The sequence below is a fragment of the Actinomadura sp. 3N508 genome, from assembly GCF_044326375.1.
In the GTDB taxonomy this organism is placed as follows: Bacteria; Actinomycetota; Actinomycetes; order Streptosporangiales; family Streptosporangiaceae; genus Spirillospora.
Genome location: NZ_JBIRAX010000004.1, coordinates 11780 through 30634 on the forward strand (window position 1 = coordinate 11780; position 18855 = coordinate 30634).

Sequence of the window (18855 nt, forward strand, 5' to 3'; positions counted from 1 at the left end):
AGCGGCTTTGCCGAGGCATTGCCGAGTTTCGGGAAGGACGTCCGGCATGTCGTCCGGGTTCTTCCGCCGCCGAGCCGATCGGTTCCGCCGGACCCGGCGGGCCGATCGCGCGATCGTCCGCCGGGAGGCGCGCTCCGACGGGTACCGCATCGCGCGGCTGACGATCACCGCCGTGGCCGCCTACGTGCTGGCCCTGCAGCTGCTGCCCGAGGGCGGGCCGAAGCCACTGCTGTCGCCGCTGACGGCGCTGCTCGTCGTCCAGTTCTCCGTCTACCAGACGATCAGGGCGAGCGTCCTGCGGGTCGCCGCCGTCACCTCGGGGGTGCTGGTCGCGGTGATGGCCGCGAGCACCATCGGGTTCTCCTGGTGGACGCTCGGCCTGACGATCCTCGCCGCGCTCGTCATCGGGCACGTGCTGCGGCTGCGCGAGCACGTCCTGGAGGCGCCGATCTCCGCGATGCTGATCTTCGCGCTGGGGGCGGCCAGCGAGAGCGGCGCCGCCGAGCGGGTCCTGGAGACGCTGATCGGCGCCGCCACCGGGCTGGCCGCGACGCTGCTCGCGCCGTCGGTGCGGGTCCGCCCGGCGGAGGAGGCCGTCCAGGACGTCACCGAGAAGCTGCGCGCGCTGATCGAGGAGATCGCCGACGGGCTGCGCGGCGAGCGGACCGGCCACGAGGCGGCCCGCTGGCAGGACGGCGCCGAGCGGCTCGCCCGCGAGATCGGCCGCGCCGACCAGGAGCTCGGCGCGGCCGAGGAGAGCGTCCGGCTGAACCCGCGGACCCGGGCGCGGCGGCTCATCGACGCGGGCGTCGCGCTGCGCAACGCCATGGAGACGATGGAGCACTTCACGCTGTCGCTGCGCGGCCTGACCCGGGCGCTCGCCGACGACGAGCGGCTCGGGGAGCGGGGGCGGCTGCTGACCGACGGGTCGCTGCGCCGCGAACTCGGCGACGCCCTCGCCGGGATCGCCGCCAGCGTCGCCGCGTACGGCCGGCTGGCGCGCGCCGACCTGACCCGCGACGCGCGGCCGTTCCTCGCCGAGCACGAGCTGGAGGTCCGCGTGGACGTCGCCCGCGAGCGCCGCGCCCGGCTCGCCCGCAGGCTGCACGAGCGGGCCGTGGCCGGGGACCCGTGGCCGCTGTACGGCGAGGTGACCATGGACGTCGACCGGCTGATCGAGAACCTGCGCGTCGAGCACCGGGCCCGCGCCCGCGAGCACTGGCGGCGGCACCGCGGCGCGTCCCGGCACCTGCCCGCGCGTCCCGTCCGGGCCGTCCAGCGGGCCGGGCACCAGCTCCGCCGGGCCGCCGGGTCCGCCGCGGGCGCGGCCGAGCGGTCCGCCCGCGAGTCCGGCGAGGACTACTGGCGGCGGCGCTGACGAAGGCCCCTGGCGCCTCGAGGCCGGACGCAAGGCAGAGACCCGTTCCTGAGGGGTTGCCCCCTGGGGGTCAGGAACGGGCCTCTGCGCGGATGGACCTCAGCTGGGGCCGGTCAGCGGAAGGTCGGCTCCAGCACGTCGACGCCACGCGTGTTGTCGGCGACGTATACGTACTTGCCATGCCAGTACGGCTGCCAGGAGGAGGCGTCCGCCGGGCGGTAGTAGGCGACCTGGCGCGGGTTCGTCGGGTCGCGGACGTCCAGGAACCGGGTGCCCTGCGCGTAGAACGACTGGACGACGATGCCGTCCCGGACGTCGAGGTAGTGCGCCGAGCAGTCCAGGCTCTTCGGGTCGCTGCCCTCCTTGCCCGCGACGCCCCACGTGCCGACGGTGCGCAGCCGGAACGGGTCCTGCGGGGTGGAGCGCCAGCCCTCACCCCGGTAGGAGCCCTCCAGCGACGCGATGACGAGCAGCCCGTCGTTGGCGCAGCCGTCGTTGAAGGTCTCCTCGGTGACGTAGATCAGCTTGCCGTTGCCCCACCTGCGCGGGTCGGCGGCCTGGTTCCGGGTCCGGCCGGTGGCGCGGTAGCTGTTGTGCATGAAGGTGGAGTTGGTGGTGGCCTCGTCGAGGCCGCCGCCCGCGAACGGGACCGGGTCGTAGGCGGTCGCTCTGCGCCACTTCTTCGCCACCGGGTCGTAGTGCTTGCCGGAGGTGTGGTAGCCGCGGACGCCGCCGCGCCCGGACGCCCACGCGACGCCGTCGGAGTCGACCTGGATGTCGTGCGTGTAGTCGGTCTTGCCGTCGTTGCGGCCGGTGTCGATGGGCTTCTCGTACACCTTCGGCTTGGCCGGGTCGCGGACGTCGGTGACCCAGACGGGGCGCCCGCCCCAGTCCGCGGGCATCCAGTCCGCCTTGGCGGGGCCGCCCGTCCACAGGTACTTGCAGTCGTTGACGCAGGTGGTGGTGTGCCCGGCCGGGACCTTCACGTAGGTGATGTGCCGCAGGTTCTCCGGTTTGGACGCGTCCACGACGTAGATGCCGGACTCGCCGGTCTTGGTGTCGCCGCCGAACGCGCGCGGGTCCCGCGACAGGTAGATGATCTTCCGCTCGGGGTCGTAGTCGGTGTCCTCGGTCTCCCACATGCCGGGCATGTTCAGCTGCCCGACCAGCTTGGGCGAGCGGGGGTCGGCGGAGACGTCGTAGGCCTTCAGCCCGAACTCGCCGGTCGCGTACATGATCGTCCGCTTGTGCCGGCCGTGCCCGTAGTCGATGAACATCAGCGAGATCGCGCCCTTGGCGTCGGTCACCCCGCCGACGCGCCGCACGCCCTTGATCGCCTCGGACTCCGTCTTCGCGGCGGTCGCCCGGTGGTAGTGCCCGGCGTGCCGTCCGCCACCGGTGCCCTCACCCTCCGACGCGGACGTCGCCGTCCGGGCGCCGGGCGGCTCGGGCGGGCATGCCGCGGCGGTCCCGGCCATCAGGACGGCGGCCGTCGCGACCGCGCCGCAGCCCTGGAGCAGGCGCCTGACGGGAACGGATGTGCGGGGAGCCATCGCACCTCCAAGGAGTGATCATCTCAGGCGCCAGTGTGAACGAGCCCGGAACGTTGATCAACAGGGACGCGCATCACGAAATGGACTCAGCACCGTAAGGACTGGTCGGACCTGTCGTCCTGCCGTACCCTCCCGTGCGTCCCCGCCCTGCTCCCGGGAGAGGCCCTTGAAGAGCTCCACCCGCACCGCGGCTCTGGTCACCGGAGCCGTGGTGGTCCTGCTGGCGCCGATCGCGGCGCTCCGGGCGGCGAGCGGCCCGGACGACCCGCGGATCTCGGTCGGCGCGGCGGCCCCGGCGACGCTGCTGCCCGGCGACGTCCGCGACACGACCGGCCGCATGATCGCGAACGCGGTGTGGACGGGCCTGGTCGCCTTCGACCCGAAGACGGGCGCGCCCGCGAACGCCGCCGCCGAGTCGATCACCAGCCCGGACCGGAAGGTCTGGACGATCCGGCTCCGGCCCGGCGCGACGTTCCAGGACGGCACGCCCGTCACGTCCCGCTCCTTCACCGGCGCCTGGACGGCCGTCCTGCGCGAAGGCTGGGCCGGGGCGCGGCTGTTCACCGACGTCGCCCGCATCAAGGGGGCCGAGCGAGGCGCGGACGGCATCCCCGGCGTCAAGGTGAAGGACGACCGGACGTTCGAGGTGACGCTCGACCGCCCGCTGGCCGGGTTCCCGGCGCTGCTCGGCGACCCCGCGTTCTTCCCGCTGCCCGAGAGCGTCCTGACCTCGCGGGACTGGGCGTCATACGGGCGCGCGCCCGTGGGCAACGGCCCGTTCCGGCTGAGGTCGCGAAGCGCGCAGGAGATCGTGCTCGCGCCCGTGAAGGGCGGGCGTTCCGTCGTGGTCAAGCAGATGCCGGACGCGCGCAGCCAGTACGCCGCCGCCGAGGCCGGGGAGCTCGACGTCGCCACGCAGGTCCCGGCCGAGCGGCACGAGTCGATGGACGCCGACTTCGGCGAGCGCCACCTCGCCGTCCCCGGACGGCACGTGACCTACCTGGCGTTTCCCGGCTGGGAGAAGCGGCTCGCGTCGCCGACCGTCCGGCAGGCGCTGTCGATGGCGATCGACCGGCCCGCCGTGACCGAGGGGCCGCTCGGCCACCAGTACTCGCCCGCGGACGCGCTCGTCGCGCCCGGCATCCTCCCCGGCCGCCGCGACGGGCAGTGCCGCCTGTGCCTGCACGACGCGAAGGCCGCGGTCGCCGCGCTGGCCGACGCGGGCGGGCTGGCCGGGCCGGTGAACCTCTGGTACGAGGCGAACCGGGGCGACGACGCGTGGGTGAGGACCGTCGCCGAGCAGCTCCGTCAGGAACTCAAGCTCGACGCGCGCCCGCACCCCGTCACCGGCCTGGCCGAGGCCCTGGCCGACCGCAAGGTGGACGGCCCGTTCGTCGTGCACACCACCGCCGCCTACCCCGCGCCCGTCGCCGCGCTCGCGCCGCTGCTGGACGCCGGGACCGGCTTCGACGACGACTACACGACCGGCCTGGTCGCCGAGGCGGAGCGCGCGGCGTCCGCGGACGACGGCGTGATCCCGGCGCGGCTCGCCGAGACCGCCATGCTGCGGGACATGCCGGCGATGCCGCTGTGGTCCCGCCACGACCACCTGGTGTGGTCCGAACGCGTCCGCGGCGTCACCGCCGGAGCCTTCACCGGCCTCCGCCTCACGACCCTGACCATCAAGGACTGATGGGGTCGTCCGCCGGCTCCACGGCTTTACCTGTGGTCGGCGAGATCATGCCGGGGCACAGGTCGCGGCTGCGCAGGTTCTCGACGATCGCCGGGATGGCCTCGATCGTCGCGGGATAGCCGTCGTGCATGAGGATGATCTCGCCGCTCTGCACGGTGACGGCCTCCTCCACGATCTCCTCGGCCGACCTGCCGCTCCAGTCCCGGGTGTCGACGTCCCAGATGATCTCGGTCATGCCGAGGCTCTCGGCGACGCCCTTGACGGTGGCGTCCGTGCTCCCGAACGGGGGCCGGAACAGCGTCGTCACCGTCCCGGTGATCTCCTCAAGGAGGTCCTGGGTGCGGCCGAGCTCGGACTCGATCTCCTCCTCCGGGAGCCGCGTCAGGTTCGGATGCGACCAGCTGTGGTTGGCGATCCACATGCCGGCCTTCTTCTCGGCGGCGACCAGTTCCGGGTTCTTCTCCGCCTTCTCGCCGATGTTGAACAAGGTGGCCCGGACGCCGTTCTCGCGGAGGGCGGAAAGGAGCGGGAGGGTGTACTCGGGGGTGGGGCCGTCGTCGTAGGTCAGGCCCACATAGCCCGCCTCGCAGAGGCCGTTCCCGGACGTGGCCGCCGCAGATGCGGAGGGTGTCGCGACGGTCAGGAGCCCGGCCGCGAGCGCCGCGGCCATGGCGAGGACGGGACGGCGGAAGGCGGGGGCGAATCTTCCGGGCGCGGGAGCGTGTCGGGGCATGGTCCATTCCTCTGGTGATCGTCCGGCGGGCGGGCCCCCAATTGTGAAAACACCCCCGAAAGCCATGTCAACAATTACTGACGGCCCGCTTGATTTGTGAAATTTCATTCTGTTGATCAAGTAGTGGTTCAGCGCCGCGCCGGACGGGCACGGCGGGCTCGCCACCATGGGAGATCGCCCACGCCCCCTGGGAGCTGGCTCGTTACCGCTGAGAGAGCCGGTGCGCGAGGGCGGTGTGGCGGCGGCCCGCGCCCGCGGTGCGGACGGCGGCGGCGAGCGCCCGGCGTGACCCGACCAGCACGACGAGCTTCTTCGCGCGGGTGATGCCCGTGTAGAGGAGGTTGCGGCGCAGCATCATCCACGCGCCGGTGGTGAGCGGGATGACGACGGCCGGGTACTCGCTGCCCTGCGAGCGGTGGATCGTGATGGCGTAGGCGTGGGTGAGCTCGTCCAGCTCGTCGAAGGCGTAGCCGACGCTCTCGTCCTCGTCGGTGAGGACGGTCAGCGACTGCTCCTCCAGCGATACGGAGGTCACGACGCCGACGGTGCCGTTGAAGATCCCGGCCTCGCCCTTGTCGTAGTTGTTGCGCAGCTGGGTGACCTTGTCGCCGACGCGGAACACGCGGCCGCCGTAGCGGCGTTCGGGGCGCGCGTCGTCGTGCGGGGTGAGGGCCTCCTGGAGCCGGGCGTTCAGCTCCCCTGCCCCGGCGGCGCCCCGGTGCATCGGGGTGAGGACCTGGACGTCGCGGCGCGGGTCGAGGCCGAACCTGCGCGGGACGCGGTTGGCGACGACGTCCACGGTCAGCTCGGCGGCCTCGTCCTGCTCGTCGCAGGGGAACAGGAAGAAGTCGGGGAAGCCGTGCGTCTGCGGATGGTCGCCGGAGTTGACGCGGTGCGCGTTGACGACGATCCCGGACCGCTGCGCCTGCCGGAAGATCTTCGTGAGCCGCACGCGCGGGATCACCTCGGCGCCGAGCAGGTCGGCGAGCACCTCCCCGGCGCCGACGGACGGGAGCTGGTCGACGTCCCCGACGAGCAGCAGGTGCGCGCCGCGCGGGATCGCCTTGACGAGCTTGTTCGCGAGGATGAGGTCGACCATGGACGACTCGTCGACCACGACCAGGTCGGCGTCGAGGGGGTTGTCCTGGTCGAACTTGGGGTCGCCGCCGGGCTGGAGCTGGAGGAGCCGGTGGACGGTCGCGGCCTCGTGCCCGGTCAGCTCGGCGAGCCGCTTGGCGGCCCGCCCGGTCGGCGCCACCAGGACGATCTTCGCCTTCTTCGCGGCGGCCAGCTCCACCACCGACCGGACGGTGAAGCTCTTGCCGCAGCCGGGCCCGCCGGTCAGCACCGACACCTTGGACGTCAGCGCGAGCTTGACCGCCTCCTCCTGCTCGGGGGCCAGCTCCTGGCCGGTGCGCTGCCGCAGCCACGGCAGCGCCTTGCCCCAGTCGACGTCGGCGAACGCCTTGAGCCTGTCGGTGGGCGCGTCGAGCAGTTCCAGGAGGCCGCGGGCGAGGGAGCGTTCGGCGCGGTGGAACGGCACCAGGTAGACGGCGGGGATCGTCGCGGCGTCCTCGCCCTCGCCGGGGATGGGCTCGCGGACGACGCCCTCGTCGCGGGCCAGCTCGTCCAGCGCCGGGACGATCAGCTCACGCCCGACGCCGAGGATCTTCTCCGCGGCCGTGACGAGGTTCGGCTCCGGCAGGAAGCAGTGGCCGTCGTCGGCGGCCTCCGACAGCGTGTACTGGAGGCCCGCCTTGATCCGCTCGGGGCTGTCGTGCGGGATGCCGACGGCCTGCGCGATCGTGTCGGCCGTCTTGAACCCGATGCCCCACACGTCGGACGCGAGCTGGTAGGGCTGCTTCCGGACGGTGTCGATCGACCTGTCGCCGTACTGCTTGTAGATGCGGACGGCCAGAGACGTCGACACCCCGACGCCCTGGAGGAAGACCATCACCTCCTTGATGGCCTTCTGCTCCTCCCACGCCTCGCCGATCCGCTTCGTCCGCTTGGGGCCGAGGCCCTGGACCTCGACGAGCCGCTCCGGCTCCTCCTCGATGATGCGGAGGATGTCGGTGCCGAAGTGGCCGACCATCCGGTCGGCCATCACCGGCCCGATCCCCTTGATCATCCCGGAGCCGAGATAGCGGCGGATGCCCTGGATCGTCGCCGGAAGGACGGTCGTGTAGGAGTCGACCTCGAACTGCTTGCCGTACTTGGGGTGCGAGCGCCACCGTCCGACCAGGCGCAGGCTCTCCCCCACCTGCGCGCCCAGCAGCGCCCCGACGACGGTCAGCAGGTCGCTGCCGCTCTTGGCGGTCGCGACACGGGCGACGGTGTAGCCGGTGTCCTCGTTGGCGTAGGTGATCCTTTCCAAGACCGCGTCAAGCTCCGCCGGACGCGGCGCGGCGTCGGGCGTCGGGGAGGTCGGCACGGTCACCATGATGGCCGATCCCGCCGACAGGATGGCCGGATCCGGCAGGCGATCTAGATCTTGGCGCGGGCCCGACGTACGGTCCGGGCGCACCCGCACCGACCGTACTCGGAGGTATCCCTGGTGTTCCGCTCCCGAACCCAGGCACTGGCGGCGCTGGCCGCCTCCGCCGTGTCCCTGTCCCTCACCCTCTCCGCGCTTCCCGCCACCGCCGCACCGGCGCCGACGGCGGCCGGGAAGGATCCGATCCCCGGTTTCACCGCCGCTAACGCGAAATGGCAGCGGCAGTACGAGAAGGCGTTCAGTTCCGTCCCGTCCCCGGAGGTGGCGCGCGATCTGGACGCCGAGCTGGCGCGCGAGCCGGGGCTCACCACGACGAGCGGCGACTGGCGGCGCGTCCAGCGCATCGTCAAGCACTTCGAGTCGTACGGGCTCAAGCCCGAGATCAAGACCTACTACGCCTACCTCTCGATGCCGAAGCGCGTGGAAGTGGAGATGACCGCGCCGGACCGGCGGACGCTGCCGGTCAAGGAGAAGAAGCAGCCCTGGCAGAAGCACTACGACGACGTCATCCCGGGGCACAACGGGCTGTCGCCGTCGGGTGACGTCCGGGGCGAGGTCGTCTACGCCAACTACGGGCGGCCGGAGGACTTCGCGCTGCTGGAGAAGCGGGGCATCTCCGTCGAGGGGAAGATCGTCCTCGCCCGGTACGGGGCCGTGTTCCGCGGCGTCAAGCCGCGCGAGGCGGCGAAGCACGGCGCCAAGGGCGTGCTCATCTACTCCGACCCCGCCGACGACGGCTTCACCAGGGGCGAGGTGTACCCGAAGGGGCCGTGGCGGGCGCCGGACGGCATCCAGCGCGGCAGCATCGCGCAGATCCAGCTCGCCGCCGGTGACCCGCAGACGCCCGGCTGGCCCGCGGTGAAGGGCGCGCGCCGGATCCCGCCGTCGCAGGCGCCGATGCTGAAGGGCCTCGTCCCGACGACGCCGATCTCCTACGGGGCGGCCGAGCCGCTGCTGCGCGCGCTGAAGGGCGCGGAGGTCCCGAAGGAATGGCAGGGCGGCCTGCCGTTCCCGTACCGGTTCGGGCCGGGCGGGACGCAGGTCCACCTGGACCTGGAGAACACCTTCGAGGTGCGCCCGCTGTGGGACGTGATCGTGCGCATCCCCGGCAGCGAGCGCCCCAAGCAGGAGGTCATCGTGGGCGCCCACCACGACTCCTGGACGTACGGAAGCAGCGACAACCTCTCCGGTACCGAGAACGTGCTCCAGATAGGGCGCGGCCTGGGCACGCTGCTGAAGAAGGGGTGGCGGCCCAAGCGCACCATCGTCCTGGCCACCTGGGACGGTGAGGAGTACGGCCTGTTCGGTTCGACCGAGTACGCCGAGGAGCGGGCCGGGCAGCTCCGCAACGCGGTCGCGTACCTGAACATGGACGGCGCCGGAGGCTCGCACTTCGGCCCGGCGACGACCCCGGCCCTGGACCAGTCCGTCATCGACGCGACGAAGGAGGTCCAGTGGCCCGGCACGGACGGCACCCTGTACGAGGCGTGGAAGAAGCAGAACGACGGCGAAACGCCGATCGACCGCATCGGCGGCGGCTCGGACTTCCAGGCGTTCTTCCAGCGGTACGGCGTCCCGGCCATGGACTTGGGCTCGTCCACGCCCGGCAGCGCCGGCCAGTACCACTGCGCATGCGACGACAACTACTGGATGTCCAACTTCGGTGACCCGACCTGGGAGTACCACACGGCGATGTCGCGGCTGGCCGGCATCGCGGCGCTGCGGCTCGCGAACGCCGACGTCGTCGCGCTCGGGTACCGGCCCTACGCGGCGGAGACGGCACAGTACCTCGCCGCCTTCACCGAGGAGCAGCGCAAGCGGCTGGGGAAGGTGGTCGTGGACGTGTCCCGCAGCGTTGAGCAGGCCGAGGCGTGGCAGGAGGCGGCGCAGGCGTTGCAGGCACGCGCGAAGGAAGCCCTGCGCGAGGGCGACACGGACGCGTTCCGCAGGCTCAACGCCAAGATCATGCAGACCGAGCGGGACCTGCTGACGGACGCGGGCCTGCCCGGCCGCCCGTGGTACAAGCACCAGATCTACGCGCCCGGGCTCGACACCGGCTACGCCACGCAGCGGCTCCCCGCGCTGTACGACGCGCTGTTCGTCGACGAGGACGTCGAGGCCGCGCAGGAGTACGAGGCCCGGCTGTACCGCAGCCTGCGGGCGGCGACCCGCACGCTATCGCCGCGCGGCGACGGCTGACCGCGCGGACGCGGCCGACGGGGTCGCGCCCGCCGACACCTCCAGCACGCCCGTCTCGGTGACCAGCGCGGTCACGAGGCGGGCGGGGGTGACGTCGAACGCGGGATTGAACGCGCCCACCCCGCCTGGGGCGGTCCTCGCGCCGCCCCAGGTCAGGACCTCCTCGGCGGGACGTTCCTCGATGGGGATCGCGGCGCCGTCCGGGACGGCCAGGTCGACGGTGCTCCACGGCGCGGCCACGACCAGCGGGATCCCGGCCGCCGCGCACGCCAGCGCGACCCCGACCGAGCCGATCTTGTTGGCGGTGTCGCCGTTGGCGGCGATCCGGTCGGCGCCGATGACGGCGACGTCGGCGAGGCCGCGCAGGATCGTGCTCGGCGCCGCGGCGTCCGCCTGGACGACGCACGGGATCCCGGCCTGGTCGAGCTCCCATGCGGTCAGCCGCGCGCCTTGGAGGAGCGGGCGCGTCTCGTCCGCGTAGACGATCTCGACGCGGCCCCGGCCGTGCAGTTCCCGGACGACGCCGAGCGCCGTGCCCCACCCGGCCGTCGCGAGCGCTCCGGCGTTGCAGTGCGTGAGGACGCGGAGCGGCCGGTCGGCGCCCAGCTGGTCGAGGATCCAGTCTGCGCCGAAGGCCCCGATGGCGCGGTTGCCGCGGACGTCCTCGTCCAGGATGGCCTGCGCCTCGGCCACGACCGCGTCCACGCCCTGCGCGACGAACGGCAGGACGCGGTCGACTCCGGCGGCGAGGTTCACCGCCGTGGGGCGGGCCTCGCGGACGCGGGCGATCGCCGCGTCGAGCCGGGCGCCGTCCCAGCCTTCGCGGGCGGCCTGCCGGACGGCGATCGCGACGCCGAACGCGCCCGCCACGCCCAGCGCGGGCGCGCCGCGCACGACGAGCCGCCGGATCGCGTCCACGAGCGTGTCGACGTCGCCGACGTCCGCGTACCCGACCCGTGCGGGCAGGAGTGTCTGGTCCAGGAGGCGGAGCGCGCCGCCCGTCCATTCGATGGTCCGCACGTCGCCGGTCATACCGCCCATGATGCCCGCAAAATCGAACAAACCCTTATGCCCTCGGGCATTCCGCATTCCCGGTTTCGCTCCGTGACCTGCGACGACTTGACATGAGTCGAACCTGTGTTCGAGATTAGTCCGGAGGGCCGAAAGGAGGGACGACCGTGCCGGAGGCCGCGCTGCGGGAGCTGGAAACGGCGCTGGAGACGGCACCCCGGGACTCGGTGCCCGTGCTGCCCGCGCTGCGCCCCGTGCTGCCCGGCGGCGGGCTGCGGCCCGGCTCGATCGTGGGCCTGGACGGGCCCGGCGCCGCGTCGCTCGGGCTCGCGCTCGTCGCGGGCGTGTCCCGGCACGGCGGGGCGGACGGCACGGGCGGCTGGTGCGCCGTCGTCGGCGTCCCCGGCTTCGGCGTCGTCGCCGCCGCCGGGATGGGCACGGCCCCCGAGCGCCTCCTCCTCGTCGACGACCCCGGCGACCGCTGGCCCGACGTGGTCGCCGCGCTCGCCGAGGCCGTCGACCTGATCCTGCTGTGCCCGCCGGAGCGTCCCGGCCCGGCCGCCGTCCGGCGGCTGTCGGCGCTGGCGCGCAAGCACGGCTGCGTCCTCACGCTGACCGGCGCGTTCGCGCGCGAGTGGCCCGGCACCCGGCTCCGCCTCCGGCTGGACGACGTCGCCTGGGAGGGACTCGCGGGCGGGCACGGCCGGCTGACCGGCCGCCGTGCCGAGATCGTCGCCGAGGGACGGGACGCGCCCGGCCCCGGCCGCCGGGCCCGCGTCTGGCTGCCCGCCGCCGACGGCACGGTCATGCCGGACGAGACCGTCCGGCCGCCGCTGGAACTCGTCCCGCCACCCGTGGAACACAAGGCGATCGCATGACGCGGGTGCTGGTCGTGTGGTGCCCGGACTGGCCCGCCACCGCCGCCGGCGTGGACGCCGCCACCGCCGGGGCCGTGATCGTCCAAGGGCAGGTCGCGGCGTGCACGGCGGCGGCGCGGGCGGAGGGCGTGCGGCGCGGGCAGCGGCTCCGCGACGCGCAGCGCCGCTGCCCCGAGCTGGTGGTCCGGGAGCGCGACCTCGACGCCGAGGCGCGGCTGTTCGAGCCGGTCGTGGCGGCGGTCGCGGCGCTGACTCCCCGGGTGGAGGTGGTGCGGCCGGGGCTGTGCGCGATCCCGGCGCGCGGCCCGGCCCGATTCTACGGGGGCGAGGAGGCGCTGCGCGTGCTCGTCCAGGACGCGGTCGTCGAGGCCGGGCACGACTGCGGCTCCGGCGTCGCGGACGGCCTGTTCGCCGCGGAGCTGGCGGCCCGCGCCGGGCAGGGCGGGGTGGTGGTGCCCGAGGGCGGCGCGGCGGCGTTCCTCGCGCCGTATCCGCTGCCGGTCCTGGACCGGCCGGAGCTGGCCGACCTGCTGCGGCGGCTCGGGATCAAGACGCTCGGCGACTTCGCGGCGCTGCCGTCCGGGCACGTCGCGGGGCGGTTCGGCGCGGACGGCGCGCTCGCGCACCGGATGGCCAGGGGCGAGGAGCCGCGCCCGCTCGCGCCGGTGAAGGGCGCCGAAGACCTGACGGTGCGCGCCGACTTCGATCCGCCGGCCGAGCAGTCCGAGCGGGTGGTGTTCGCGGCGAAGCGGCTGGCGGGCGAGCTGCACGAGGCGCTCGCGGCGGGCGGGCTCGCGTGCGTCCGGCTGGAGGTCGCGGCGGGGTTCGCCGACGGGCACGTGCTGCGCCGCCTGTGGCGGCACGACGGCCTGTCGGCGCTGGCGGTGGCCGAGCGGGTGCGCTGGCAGCTGTCCGCCTGGCAGGCGAGCGACTCCGAGCAGGTGTGGGGCGGGGTGGCGTGGCTGGAGCTGGCGCCCGACCAGCTCGCCCCGGACGAGGGGCGGCAGGAGGGGCTGTGGGGCCGGACGTCGGTCACCGACCGGATCGCGCGGGCCGCCGACCGCATCCAGGCCCTGCTCGGCCATCACGGGATCACGCGTCCGGTGCTCGTCGGCGGGCGCGGGCCGGGCGAGCGGGTCGTGCGCGTGCCGGTCGGCGACCTCCCGCCCGCCGGCCTGCCCGAGGGGCCGTGGCCGGGGCAGGTGACGGGTCCCGCTCCGGCGGTCGTCCTCGCGGCGCCGCCCGATGTCGAGGTGATCGACGCCGCCGGGGAGCCGGTGGTGGTGTCGGCGCGCTGCGAGGTGTCCGCGCCGCCCGCCGTGCTCGCGGTGCGGGGGCGTCCCGCCGCGATCACCGGGTGGACCGGCCCGTGGCCCGCCGACGAACGCTGGTGGGATCCCGACCGCTCCCGCCGCCGCGCGAGATTCCAGGTCACCACGGACGACGGCGCCGCCTACCTCCTCGCCGTCGAGGGCGGCCGCTGGCACATCGAGGGCGTCTATGACTAACTGGCACAACCCGCCGATCCCGTGGCGCGAGTTCGAGGAGCGCCTGTCGTGGCGGCCGTCCGGGCCGCAGCGGAAGGAAGAGCCGCCCGAGCCGCCTCGCCTCCCCCGGCTCGCCGAGACGGACGTGGCCTGGGCGGAGCTGCACTGCCACTCCTCGTTCAGCTTCCTGGACGGCGCCAGCGACCCGGCCTCGCTCGTCCGGGAGGCGGCGCGGCTCGGCGTGGAGACGATGGCGATCACCGACCACGACGGCATGTACGGGGCGGTCCAGTTCGCGCAGGCGGCGAGCGGCTCCGGCATCGGGACGGTGTTCGGCGCCGAGCTGAGCCTCGGCCTGCCGGGCCCGCAGACCGGCGAGCCCGACCCGGCCGGACGGCATCTGCTGGTCCTCGCGCGCGGCGCCCCCGGCTACGCGCGGCTCTGCTCGGCGATCACGGCCGCGCAGCTCGCGGGCGGGCGGAAGGGCCGCCCCGTCTACGACCTGGACGCGCTGGCCGACGCGCACGAGGGCCATTGGGCGGTGCTGACCGGCTGCCGGAAGGGGCCCGTCCCGGCGGCGCTGGAGGCCGGCGGCCCCGGCGCGGCCGAGCGCGAGCTGCGGAACCTCGTCGCCATGTTCGGACGCGAGAACGTGTTCGCCGAGCTCATCGACCACGACCAGCCCGACGACGACCACCGCAACGACGTCCTGTTCGAGCTGGCCCGGCGCGCCGGGGTCGACGTCGTGGCGTCCAACAACGTGCACTTCGCGGCGCCGGGAGCCGACGCGCGGCTGGCGCAGGCGCTGGCCGCCGTCCGGGCCCGCCGCAGCCTGGACGACATGGTCGGCTGGCTCCCCGCGAGCGGCACCGCGCACATCCGCGGCGGCGCGGAGATGGCGCGGCGGCTGGCGCGCTTCCCCGGCGTCCGGGAACGGACGGTCGCGCTCGCCGAGGAGTGCCGGTTCGGGTTCGACGTCGTCGCGCCCCGCCTGCCCGACTGGCCCGTCCCGGACGGATACACCGAGGCGAGCTGGCTGCGGCATCTCGTCGCCGAGGGCGCGCTGAAGCGGTACGGGCCGCCGGAGCGGGAGAAGGTGTCGGGCGCGTACGCGCAGATCGCCAGGGAGCTGGACGTCATCGAGGAGCTCCGCTTCCCCGGCTACTTCCTGATCGTCCACGACATCGTCGAGTTCTGCCGCCGCGAGCGGATCCTGTGCCAGGGCCGGGGGTCGGCGGCCAACTCGGCGGTCTGCTACGCGCTCGGCATCACCGGCGTCGACGCCGTCCGGCACGGGCTGCTGTTCGAGCGGTTCCTGTCCCCCGGCCGCGACGGCCCGCCCGACATCGACCTCGACATCGAGCACCGCCGCCGCGAGGAGGCCATCCAGTACGTGTACGAAAAGTACGGGCGGGAGTGCACGGCGCAGGTCGCGAACGTCATCAGCTACCGGCCGCGGATGGCCGTCCGGGACGCGGCCCGCGCGCTCGGCTTCTCCCCCGGCCAGCAGGACGCCTGGTCCAAGGGCATCGACCCGCGCGACCCGGTCGGCGCGGAGGCCGACATCCCGGGCCCGGTGCTGGAGCTGGCGGACCGGATGCAGCGGCTCCCCCGGCATCTCGGCATCCACTCCGGCGGGATGGTGATCGCGGACCGTCCGGTCGGCGAGATCTGCCCGATCGAGTGGGCGACGATGCCGAACCGCAGCGTCCTGCAGTGGGACAAGGACGACTGCGCCGCCGCCGGGCTGGTGAAGTTCGACCTGCTCGGCCTCGGCATGCTCGCGGCGCTGCACGACTGCTTCGACCTGGTCGAGGCGCACCACGGCCGCCGCTTCGACCTCCAGTCGATCCCGCCGGAGGACGGCCTTGTCTACGACATGCTGTGCGACGCCGACACGGTCGGGGTGTTCCAGGTCGAGTCGCGGGCGCAGATGGCGACGCTGCCGCGGCTGCGGCCCCGCGTGTTCTACGACCTGGTGGTGGAGGTGGCGCTGATCAGGCCGGGGCCGATCCAGGGCGGGTCCGTCCACCCGTACCTGCGGCGCCGCAAGGGCCTGGAACCGGCCACCTGCCCGCATCCGCTGATGGAGCCCGCGCTGTCGCGGACGCTCGGCGTCCCGCTGTTCCAGGAGCAGATGATGCAGCTCGCCGTCGACTGCGCCGGGTTCACGCCCGCCGAGTCCGACCAGCTCCGGCAGGCGATGGGCGCCAAGCGGGCGCCCGAGCGGGTCGAGCGGCTGAAGGCGCGGCTGCTGGAGGGCATGGCCGAGCGCGGCATCCCCGCCGGCATCGCCGAGAGCGTGTACGAGAAGATCCTCGGCTTCACCGGGTTCGGGTTCCCCGAGTCGCACGCGCAGAGCTTCGCGCATCTGGTGTACGCGAGCTCCTGGCTGAAGCGGCACTACCCGGCCGCGTTCACCGCCGCGCTGGTGCGGAACCAGCCGATGGGCTTCTACTCCCCGCAGAGCCTCCTGGCCGACGCCCGGCGGCACGGGGTGGTGGTCAGGGGAGTGGACGTCAACGCCAGCGACGTCCACCCGACGCTGGAGGAGGCCGTGGCGGTCGAGTCCGGGCATCCGCACGCGCCGTCCGAGCCGCAGCCCGCGATCCGGCTCGGCTTCGCCGGCATCCGCAACCTCGGCGACGGCCCGGCGGAGGCCATCGCGGCGGGACGCCCCTACACGAGCATGGAAGATCTCGCGCGGCGCGTCCCGCTGTCGGCGGGGGCGCTGGAGGCGCTCGCGACGGCGGGCGCGTTCGACCGGTTCGGGCTGTCGCGGCGGGAGGCGCTGTGGGCGGCGGGCGCGCTGGCCGGGTCCGGTCCCGGCCAGCTGGAGGGCGTGACGCCGGGCGCGGCCGCGCCGCCGCTGCCCGCGATGACGCCGATCGAGGAGACGCTCGCCGACCTGTGGGCCACCGGCGTGTCCCACACCCATCCGGTCGCGCACGTCAGGGAGGCGCTCGACGAGCTGGGCGCGCTGTCGTCGGCCCGCCTCGCCGGGACGCCGGGCGAGACGAACGTCGTCGTCGCGGGCCTGGTCACGCACCGGCAGCGGCCCCCGACCGCGGGCGGCATCGTGTTCATGACGCTGGAGGACGAGACGGGCATCATCAACGTGGTGTGCCCGCCGCAGGTGTTCCAGCGGCACCGCGGCCTCGCAGTCGACTCGCAGGCGCTGCTGGTCAGCGGGCGGCTGGAGCGCGCGGACGGCGTCGCGAACGTCCGCGCGACCCGGCTGCGGCGGCTGCCCGTACCCGGTCGCGTCCGCGCCCGCAACTTCCACTGACGTGCGGCGCGTCGCCGCCAGGTAGAACCTGGACCCGTCCTCTGTCATCGTATGGATCGTTGGGGCCGCGTGCCGCCGTGGGTGCGGTCGCCAAGGCGCGGCTCATGGGGGCGGAAGGTGATCTCCATGGACGCGACCTCGCTGCGGGAGCTGCGCCCGGACGATCCCACGCGGATCGGCCGGTACCGCATCGAGGCCAAGATCGGCGAGGGCGGGATGGGCGCGGTGTACCTCGGCCGCGACCCGGACGAGCGGCCGGTCGCGGTCAAGGTCGTGCGGCCCGCGCTGGCGGGCGACGCGACGTTCCTCGCGCGCTTCCACGACGAGGCCGCCAACGCGCAGCGCGTCGCGTCGTTCTGCACCGCGCAGGTCCTGGAGCACGGCGAGGACCTCGGCCTCGCCTACATGGTCACCGAGTACATCGACGGCCCGTCGCTGCTCGACCATGTCGCGGAGAAGGGCGCGCTGTCGCCGGGGATGCTGCACGGCGTCGCGGTCGGCGTGGCCGCCGCGCTGGTCGCGATCCACAGCGCCGGGCTGGTGCACCGCGACCTCAAGCCGAGCAACGTGCTGCTGTCCATCTCCGGCCCCCGCGTGATCGACTTCGGGATCGCCCGCGCGCTGGACGTGGCGTCGTCCCACACCCGCACCGGCGTGGTCGTCGGCACCCCCGGCTGGATCGCGCCCGAGCAGATCACGACGCAGAACGTCACCTCGGCCGTGGACGTGTTCGCGTGGGGCTGCCTGGTCGCGTACGCGGCGAGCGGCCGGAACCCGTTCGGGCAGGGCTCGTTCCAGGTCCTGGCGGCGCGTGCCGTGCACGCCGAGCCGGAGGTCGGGGACCTGCCGGGGTCGCTGGCCGGGCTCGTCGGGTCGGCGCTGCGCAAGGACCCCACGCAGCGGCCGAGCGCCCGCGACCTGCTGCTCGCCCTGGTCGGCGGCGCGGGCGAGGCGGCCGTGACCTCCGAGCTGGGCCAGACGTGGGCGGCGCCGCCCGCCGCGGATCCGAACGTCACGTCCAGGGACACTCCCGCCCCGGCCACGACCCCGGCACCGGCACCGGTCACCGTTCCGGTCCCGCCGCCCATCCCGGGCCCCTCATCGGGCCCGCCGCCCGTCCCCCGCCCGTCGCCCGTCCCGCTCACGACACCGTCCCGCGGCCGGGCCGGGTACGGGCCCTCGCGGCGCAGGCGCACCACGGTCACCATGTCGGCCGTGGCGGCCGCCCTCGTCGCCGCCTCCGCCGCCGCGGGGCTCTACTACTTCAGCCGCCCGGACGGCAAAGGGACGGGCTCCGGCGGCCAGGCCACGACGGCGTTCCCGTCCGGGGCCATGCTCGTCCGGATGGACACCGCGCCCGGCTGGCCGAAGGAGTGCCACGCCGACCTCGGGCTCTACAAGCCGGGCGACCCGTCCCCGTCGCCGCTCGTCACCGGTCCGCAGTGCGACATCCTCCCCGAGCGGTCACCGGACAAGAAGCGCATCGCGTTCACCCGGCAGTACGAGCGAACGGCCGAGGCGTGGGTGGTGAACGCCGACGGCAGCAACCCGCGGAAGGTCACCGCGATCGCGCGCGGCACCCGGGTGACGTGGTCGCCGGACGGCACCCGCCTGGCCTACGTGGCCGAGAAGAACGGCGTCCGGCAGCTCTTCGCCGGCGGCCTGGACGGGCGCTCGGCCACCCAGCTCACCACCGACCCCTCGCTGAAGGACGACCCGATGTGGTCGTCCACGAACCGGCTCGTGTTCTGGAGCAGGCAGACCGGCGACGAGCAGATCTACTCCCTCGACCCGGGCGATCCCGGTTCCCCGTGGACGCGGCTGACGAAGGACGGCATCCGCTCGGTCGACCCGGAGTGGTCCCCCGACGGCCGCAGGATCGCCTTCACCCGCGGCCCCGACGAGCACAGCAACATCTGGGTCATGAACGCGGACGGCAGCGGCCTGCGCGCGCTGACCACCGGCACCGAGGACGACATGGACCCGGCGTGGTCCCGCGACGGCAGCTGGCTCTGCTACGTGCGCGGCCCGGTCGGGAACCCGGTGGTCCGTGCCGGCCGCGCGGCCGGCCCGGACGACCGCGACCTCACCCCGGCGAACCACACCTTGGGCCACCCGTACTGGCTGTAGGGCGGCC

11 protein-coding genes are annotated in these 18855 nt (G+C 74.1%); 7 read left to right on the forward strand and 4 right to left on the reverse strand.

All coding sequences use genetic code 11. The features are described 5' to 3' along the window. Window positions 1-46: 46 nt before the first annotated feature. Window positions 47-1378 (forward strand): aromatic acid exporter family protein, encoded by a 1332-nt coding sequence (locus ACH34S_RS15615; RefSeq protein WP_395953354.1) that lies wholly within the window; start codon window positions 47-49, stop codon window positions 1376-1378. Between the two features lie 113 nt (window positions 1379-1491). Here ACH34S_RS15615 and ACH34S_RS15620 read toward each other — a convergent pair whose 3' ends face one another. Next, a complete protein-coding gene (locus ACH34S_RS15620; RefSeq protein ID WP_395953355.1) occupies window positions 1492-2931 on the reverse strand; it encodes an LVIVD repeat-containing protein in 1440 nt (479 codons plus the stop codon). 166 nt (window positions 2932-3097) lie between these two features. Here ACH34S_RS15620 and ACH34S_RS15625 point away from each other — a divergent pair, with 166 nt between their 5' ends. Continuing rightward, on the forward strand, window positions 3098-4624 hold the full coding sequence (locus ACH34S_RS15625) for an ABC transporter substrate-binding protein (protein WP_395953356.1): 1527 nt from the start codon (window positions 3098-3100) through the stop codon (window positions 4622-4624). Here the strand turns inward: ACH34S_RS15625 and ACH34S_RS15630 are convergent. Further along, window positions 4614-5357 carry a polysaccharide deacetylase family protein gene (locus ACH34S_RS15630; protein ID WP_395953357.1) on the reverse strand — a complete coding sequence of 248 codons (744 nt, stop codon included), beginning with the start codon at window positions 5355-5357 and terminating at the stop codon, window positions 4614-4616. The two genes, ACH34S_RS15625 and ACH34S_RS15630, sit on opposite strands and share 11 nt — an antisense overlap. 202 nt (window positions 5358-5559) lie before the next feature. Continuing rightward, a complete protein-coding gene (locus tag ACH34S_RS15635; protein WP_395953358.1) occupies window positions 5560-7791 on the reverse strand; it encodes an ATP-dependent RecD-like DNA helicase in 2232 nt (743 codons plus the stop codon). A 123-nt stretch (window positions 7792-7914) separates the two neighbouring features. On the opposite strand from ACH34S_RS15635, the gene ACH34S_RS15640 reads away from it, so the two are divergent. Then, a complete protein-coding gene (locus tag ACH34S_RS15640; RefSeq protein WP_395953360.1) occupies window positions 7915-10053 on the forward strand; it encodes a M28 family peptidase in 2139 nt (712 codons plus the stop codon). Here ACH34S_RS15640 and mtnA read toward each other — a convergent pair. Further along, on the reverse strand, window positions 10030-11085 hold the full coding sequence (gene mtnA, locus ACH34S_RS15645) for an S-methyl-5-thioribose-1-phosphate isomerase (protein WP_395953361.1): 1056 nt from the start codon (window positions 11083-11085) through the stop codon (window positions 10030-10032). The genes ACH34S_RS15640 and mtnA overlap by 24 nt on opposite strands. A 146-nt stretch (window positions 11086-11231) precedes the next feature. Between mtnA and ACH34S_RS15650 the strand changes: the two genes are divergently transcribed. The 4 genes from ACH34S_RS15650 to ACH34S_RS15665 all read left to right on the forward strand — a co-directional run bounded on the left by ACH34S_RS15650 (window position 11232) and on the right by ACH34S_RS15665 (window position 18848). After that, entirely contained in the window at window positions 11232-11942 is a 711-nt protein-coding gene (locus ACH34S_RS15650) for a hypothetical protein (protein ID WP_395953362.1), read from the forward strand. Next, entirely contained in the window at window positions 11939-13450 is a 1512-nt protein-coding gene (locus ACH34S_RS15655) for a DNA polymerase Y family protein (protein ID WP_395953363.1), read from the forward strand. Before ACH34S_RS15650 ends, ACH34S_RS15655 begins: the two co-directional genes overlap by 4 nt. Further along, window positions 13443-16718 (forward strand): error-prone DNA polymerase, encoded by a 3276-nt coding sequence (locus ACH34S_RS15660; RefSeq protein WP_395953364.1) that lies wholly within the window; start codon window positions 13443-13445, stop codon window positions 16716-16718. Before ACH34S_RS15655 ends, ACH34S_RS15660 begins: the two co-directional genes overlap by 8 nt. 126 nt (window positions 16719-16844) lie before the next feature. Continuing rightward, entirely contained in the window at window positions 16845-18848 is a 2004-nt protein-coding gene (locus tag ACH34S_RS15665) for a protein kinase (RefSeq protein ID WP_395953365.1), read from the forward strand. Window positions 18849-18855 lie beyond the last annotated feature (7 nt).

Coding starts and splice junctions, on each gene's coding strand:
- ACH34S_RS15615 (WP_395953354.1), top strand. CDS start 47: ATGTCGTCCGGGTTCTTCCGCCGCCGAGCCGATCGGTTCCGCCGGACC.
- ACH34S_RS15620 (WP_395953355.1), bottom strand. CDS start 2,931: ATGGCTCCCCGCACATCCGTTCCCGTCAGGCGCCTGCTCCAGGGCTGC.
- ACH34S_RS15630 (WP_395953357.1), bottom strand. CDS start 5,357: ATGCCCCGACACGCTCCCGCGCCCGGAAGATTCGCCCCCGCCTTCCGC.
- mtnA (WP_395953361.1), bottom strand. CDS start 11,085: ATGACCGGCGACGTGCGGACCATCGAATGGACGGGCGGCGCGCTCCGC.
- ACH34S_RS15655 (WP_395953363.1), top strand. CDS start 11,939: ATGACGCGGGTGCTGGTCGTGTGGTGCCCGGACTGGCCCGCCACCGCC.
- ACH34S_RS15660 (WP_395953364.1), top strand. CDS start 13,443: ATGACTAACTGGCACAACCCGCCGATCCCGTGGCGCGAGTTCGAGGAG.
- ACH34S_RS15665 (WP_395953365.1), top strand. CDS start 16,845: ATGGACGCGACCTCGCTGCGGGAGCTGCGCCCGGACGATCCCACGCGG.